The sequence below is a fragment of the Streptomyces sp. NPDC057302 genome, assembly GCF_042667685.1.
In the GTDB taxonomy this organism is placed as follows: Bacteria; Actinomycetota; Actinomycetes; order Streptomycetales; family Streptomycetaceae; genus Streptomyces.
The window spans coordinates 1-5513 of record NZ_JBHUZJ010000160.1; the positions used below are offsets into that span (position 1 = coordinate 1).

General features: G+C 69.2%; 6 protein-coding genes. 3 read left to right on the forward strand and 3 right to left on the reverse strand.

What is annotated here, in order from left to right:
• Nucleotides 1–60 precede the first annotated feature (60 nt).
• Nucleotides 61–558, forward strand: coding sequence for an LURP-one-related/scramblase family protein (locus ACFUPX_RS43880; RefSeq protein WP_383335325.1), 498 nt, complete (start codon nt 61–63; stop codon nt 556–558).
• Here ACFUPX_RS43880 and ACFUPX_RS43885 read toward each other — a convergent pair.
• The gene (locus tag ACFUPX_RS43885) at nt 555–1361 is read right to left on the reverse strand and encodes a carbon-nitrogen family hydrolase (RefSeq protein WP_383335327.1); all 807 of its coding nucleotides are present in this window, start codon (nt 1359–1361) and stop codon (nt 555–557) included. The genes ACFUPX_RS43880 and ACFUPX_RS43885 overlap by 4 nt on opposite strands.
• Before the next feature lie 169 nt (nt 1362–1530).
• Here ACFUPX_RS43885 and ACFUPX_RS43890 point away from each other — a divergent pair, with 169 nt between their 5' ends.
• A complete protein-coding gene (locus ACFUPX_RS43890) occupies nt 1531–2355 on the forward strand; it encodes a maleylpyruvate isomerase family mycothiol-dependent enzyme (RefSeq protein ID WP_383335329.1) in 825 nt (274 codons plus the stop codon).
• A 67-nt stretch (nt 2356–2422) separates the two neighbouring features.
• Here the strand turns inward: ACFUPX_RS43890 and ACFUPX_RS43895 are convergent, their stop codons facing one another.
• On the reverse strand, nt 2423–3730 hold the full coding sequence (locus ACFUPX_RS43895; RefSeq protein WP_383335331.1) for a nitrate/nitrite transporter: 1308 nt from the start codon (nt 3728–3730) through the stop codon (nt 2423–2425).
• Nucleotides 3727–4410 (reverse strand): GntR family transcriptional regulator, encoded by a 684-nt coding sequence (locus ACFUPX_RS43900; RefSeq protein ID WP_383335333.1) that lies wholly within the window; start codon nt 4408–4410, stop codon nt 3727–3729. The genes ACFUPX_RS43895 and ACFUPX_RS43900 overlap by 4 nt, the downstream gene beginning before the upstream one ends.
• A gap of 167 nt (nt 4411–4577) precedes the next feature.
• On the opposite strand from ACFUPX_RS43900, the gene ACFUPX_RS43905 reads away from it, so the two are divergent.
• On the forward strand, nt 4578–5468 hold the full coding sequence (locus ACFUPX_RS43905; RefSeq protein WP_383335335.1) for a D-alanyl-D-alanine carboxypeptidase family protein: 891 nt from the start codon (nt 4578–4580) through the stop codon (nt 5466–5468).
• Nucleotides 5469–5513 lie beyond the last annotated feature (45 nt).

Here is a 5513-nt window from a genome sequence, read left to right on the forward strand (position 1 = left end):
CCCGGTGAACTCCCCCCGCCCGCCCTGGTGCCGGGCGCGCCACGGGGTAGTCATGACCCCATGAAACTTCTCGTACGCGACCGGCTGCTCGGCATCGGTGACGACTACTGGATCGAGGACGACCAGGGCCAGAAGGTCTTCCTCGTCGACGGCAAGGCGATGCGCCTGCGCGAGACCTTCGAGCTCAAGGACATGCAGGGCCGCGTCCTCATCGACATCCGCGCCAAGATGCTGGCGCTGCGCGACACGATGCTGATCGAACGGGACGGCGAACCGCTCGCCACGGTCAAGCGCAAGCGCCTCTCGCTGCTGCGCAACCACTACCGCGTGGAGCTGGTCGACGGCACCGAACTCGACGTGAGCGGCAAGATCCTGGACCGCGAGTTCGCCATCGAGTACGACGGCGAACTCCTTGCCGACATCTCGCGCCGCTGGTTCACGGTCCGCGAGACGTACGGCCTCCACGTCACCCGCGAGGACGCCGACGCATCCCTCCTCCTGGCCGTCACGGTCTGCGTGATCCGCCTGGCGGAGAAGGAACGGGGCGACGACGACTAGAGGGGCTTCGGGGCGTCCAGCCCGAGCAGCCGGTCCTTCAGGGCCGGGAACTGCTCCCGCGTGGCAGCGACCTTCGCCGGGTCGAGGTCGACGGTGAGGACCTCCTCACCGTCCCCCGCCTCGGCGAGCACTTCGCCCCACGGGTCGACGACGACGCTGTGCCCGGCCTGGGGAACCCCGGCATGCGTACCGCCGGTGCCGCAGGCGAGGACGTACACCTGGTCCTCGACCGCCCGCGCCCGAGCGAACAGCGTCCAGTGCTCCCGCCGCCGCGCCGGCCACCCGGCGGGGACGACGAACATCTCGGCGCCCGCGTCCACGAGCCCCCGGAACAGCTCCGGGAAGCGCAGGTCGTAGCACGTGGCGAGCCCGATCGCCGCGGAAGGCGTCCGCACCGTCACCAGTTCGCTGCCCGCCCCCATCAGCACGGCCTCGCCCTTGTCGAAGCCGAAGCGGTGGATCTTGCGGTACGAGGCGGCGAGTTCACCCTCGGGCGAGAAGACCAGCGAGGTGTTGTAGAGGTCACCCACCGCGTCCCGCTCCGGAATCGACCCCGCGTGCAGCCAGACGCCCGCGTCACTCGCGGCCTTGGCCATCGCCGCGTACGTGGCCCCGTCCAGCGGCTCCGCCTCGCTCGCGAACGACTCGTACGCGAAAGCGCCCGTGGTCCACAGTTCGGGAAGAACGACCAGATCCGGCCGCTCCCGCCCGGCTACCTCACGTACCAGTGAAGAGACCCGCGAGCGACGGGAATTGACCGATTCGCCCTCGTCTACGGCGATCTGGATGAGGGAGGCGCGCACACTACCACCGTCCTGGCATTCGAGCCGTCAATGCAGGCCTACGATCGTCACACGAAAGCACTGCAGGGGTGCCTGTGGGCAGCGTACTGTGATTTTCCGGGGGTACCCCCCGGACCCCCATGACGCGTCTCAGACACCCACCGCCCGCGTACGACCGTCGAGGGGTCCCGTGAGTCTCCATCCCAGCCTGCAAACCTATGCCGACGCCTGGACCCAGTCCGTATCAGCCATATCCGAGCTGGTGTCCCCGCTCGCCGAGGGAGAGTGGAACTGGGCCACGCCCTGCCCCGGCTGGTCGGTGCGGGATCTCGTCTCCCACGTCATAGGCCTGGACTGCGAGATGCTGGGCGACCCGCGCCCCATCCACACCCTGCCCCGCGACCTGTACCACGTACAGACCGAGGGCCAGCGCTACATGGAGATACAGGTCGACGTCCGGCGCCACCACACCGCGCCCGAGATGACCTCCGAGCTGGAGTACACGATCATCCGCCGCTCACGGCAGCTGCGGAACGAATCGCGTGACCCCTCCCACAAGATCCGCGGCCCGCTCGGCACCGAGCAGACCCTCGAACTGGCCACGCGGATGCGCGCGTTCGACGTCTGGGTGCACGAGCAGGACCTGCGTACGACGCTGCGCAAGCCCGGCAACCTGGACTCCCAGGGTGCGTACGTGGCCCGCGACCTGCTGCTCCAGGGACTCGCCAAGGTGGTCGCCAAGAAGGCCGCGGCACCGGCGAATTCGGCGGTCGTCCTCGACGTGAGCGGGCCCGTCGAATTCCTGCGCACGGTCCGCGTCGATGCCGAAGGACGCGCCACGGTCGACAGCGCCCCCTCCCTCGGCCCGCTGGCCACGCTCAGCCTGGACTGGGAGACGTACTTCCGCCTGGCGTGCGGCCGCATCTCGTACGCGTCGGTGGCCGACCGGGTCAAGATCGAGGGCGATCACGGGCTGGGCGAGGCGATCCTGCGGGAGTTCGCCGTCACGCCGTAGCCCTTTTCCCTTTTCCCTTTCCCTTTCCCTTTCCCTTTTCCTTTTCCTTTTCCTTGGACGGCGACCCTCAGACAGGGACGTGCACGGCCTCGACGCGGCTGGCGACGAGCCGCTCCCTCTCCCGGCGCACCGCGCGCGTCCGCAGCCGCAGTATCTGGCTGAGGCCGATCGCTTCGAGGACGAAGACGGCGGAGAAGGCGATCCGGTAGTTGTCGCCGGTCGCGTCCAGGAGGACACCGATGGCGAGCAGCGTCGTCATGGACGCGACGAAGCCGCCCATGTTCACGATGCCGGACGCGGTGCCCTGGCGCTCCGGCGGATTCGCGGGGCGCGCGAAGTCGAAGCCGATCATGGACGCGGGTCCGCAGGATCCGAGCACGACGCAGAGCGCGACGAGCAGCCACATCGGGGCGTGGTCGCCGGGGAAGTGGATCGTGAGCGCCCACATCACGGCCGTCGCCGCGACGGTGCCGATCGCCAGGGGCGTGCGGGCCGCGTGGTGGCGGGCGACGATCTGGCCGTAGACCAGGCCCACCACCATGTTGGAGAGCACGACGAGGGTGAGCAGCGTGCCGGCCGCGCCGCGCGAGAGCCCCTGCGCCTCGACGAGGAACGGCAGGCCCCACAGGAGCAGGAAGACCATCGCGGGGAACTGCGTGGTGAAGTGCACCCACAGGCCGAGCCGGGTGCCGGGCTCGCGCCAGCTCAGGGCGATCTGCTCGCGCACGAAGGCCCCGCCGGTGTGCCGCACGGGCTCCGGGGCGTGGCCCTCGGGGTGGTCCTTGAGGAACAGCGTCATGAGGACGAGGACGATGACGCCGCAGAGCGCGCTGCCGGCGAAGGCCGCGGTCCAGCCGACGGAGTGCAGGAGCCGGGCGAGGACGAGGGTGGAGACGAGGTTGCCCGCCATGCCGACGAGCCCGGCGAGCTGGGCGACCAGCGGGCCGCGCCGGGCCGGGAACCAGCGGGTGCCCAGGCGCAGCACGCTGATGAAGGTCAGCGCGTCACCGCAGCCGAGCAGCGCGCGGGAGGCGAGCGCCATCCCGTACGAGGGCGAGAACGCGAAGCCGAGCTGCCCGAGCGTGAAGAGGACGACGCCGATGGTCAGCACGCGCTTGGTGCCGAGCCGGTCGACCATCAGGCCGACGGGTATCTGCATGCCCGCGTAGACGAGGAGCTGGAGGATGGAGAACGTCGAGAGCGCGGACGCGTTGACGTGGAAGCGGTCGGCGGCGTCGAGCCCGGCGACGCCGAGGGAAGTCCGGAAGATGACGGCGACGAAGTAGACGGCGACGCCGATGCCCCAGACGAGGACGGCCTTCCTGCCGCCCGGGGGATCTCCGGGCAGGGAGACGGGGGCGGAGAGGGAGCTCATCGGATCTCACCCCGGGCGAGGTCCCGGAACCACCCGACGTGCCGGGTGACCACGGCCACCGCCCGCTCCGCGTCGGCTGCCCGCAGCGCGTCGAGGATCTCCTCGTGCTCGGTCAGCGTCTTGGCGATCCGGTCGGGGTGGGAGTGCATCACGGCGACGCCCATCCGCAGCTGCCGGTCACGGAGCTGGTCGTACAGCCGGGAGAGGATCTCGTTGCCGCCGCTGCGCACGATCTCCGCGTGGAAGCAGCGGTCGGTGACGGCCGCCTCCGCGAGAGCCCCGGCGGCGGCCTGTTCCCGCTGGCGGGCCAGCAGCTCCTCGAGGCGGGCGACGAGGCCCTGCGGCGCCGGTACGGCCTTGCGCACCGAGTGCGTCTCCACCAGGAGGCGTGTCTCGACGACGTCGGCGATCTCCTGCACGGACACCGGCAGGACGAGGGCGCCCTTCTTCGGGTAGAGCCGGAGAAGCCCCTCGACCTCCAGCTTCAGGAGGGCCTCGCGCACCGGCGTGCGGGACACCCCGACGGCCTCGGCGAGCTCCCCCTCGGTGAGCAGCGTGCCGCCCTCGTACCGGCGGTCGAGCACGCCCTGTTTGACGTGCGCGTACACGCGCTCGGCGGCGGGCGGCTGCTTCAGGGTGTGGGCGGGGGCGGTGGGGGACGAGGGGGGCGCGACTGGCATGCGCACAGCATAGATACAACACGTACCCATCAGGTCGTCCATTCCACGATCCGGACATCACCCGTAAAAGACAGCATCCACGCGCATCCTTTTGCCTCTCCCGTGTGTCTCACTATCGAGCGGCACGCTCATGTGGCCGCATTCCAGGGGCATTTGGAGCATTGAACTTGAAAACCGCCATTAAGGGCATTCGTCGCGCATCGGCCGTAATCGTCACCGCAGGTGCGGTATTCGCGGGCGGAGCCCTCACGACCCCGGCCCATGCGGCCGCACTGCCGAAGCCGTCGATCGCCGCCAAGGGCGGCTTCGTGATGAACAACGGCACGGGTAAGACGCTCTTCACCAAGGCCGCGGACACCCGCCGGTCCACCGGCTCCACCACCAAGATCATGACGGCGAAGGTGGTCCTCTCCCAGGCGAACCTGAACCTCAACTCCAAGGTCAAGATCCAAAAGGCCTACAGCGACTACATCGTCAGGAACACGGCCTCGTCCGCCCGCCTGATCGTCGGCGACAAGGTCACCGTCCGCCAGCTCCTGTACGGCCTGATGCTGCCGTCCGGCTGCGACGCGGCGTACGCGCTCGCGGACAAGTTCGGCAAGGGCAACACCCGCTCGGCCCGCGTGAAGTCGTTCATCGGCAAGATGAACGCCCAGGCCAGGAGCCTCGGCCTGTCGAACACCCACTTCGACTCGTTCGACGGAATCGGCGGCGCCGGCAACTACTCGACGCCCCGCGACCTGACGAAGCTCGCCAGCAGCGCGATGAAGAGCTCCACGTTCCGTACGGTCGTGAAGACGAAGTCGACGAAGCAGAAGGTCACCACGAAGAGCGGTGGCTACCGCTACATGTCGTGGTCGAACACGAACAACCTGCTCAGCAGCTACAGCGGCGCGATCGGCGTGAAGACCGGCTCCGGCCCGCAGGCCAAGTACTGCCTGGTCTTCGCCGCGACCCGCAGCGGCAAGACGGTCATCGGGACGGTCCTCACCTCGACCTCCTCGGCCAACCGCACGAAGGACGCGAAGAAGCTGATGGACTACGGCTTCAAGAAGTAGCCCCTACGGGGATACGCAGAGGGGGCCCGCCGCGTCATGCGGCGG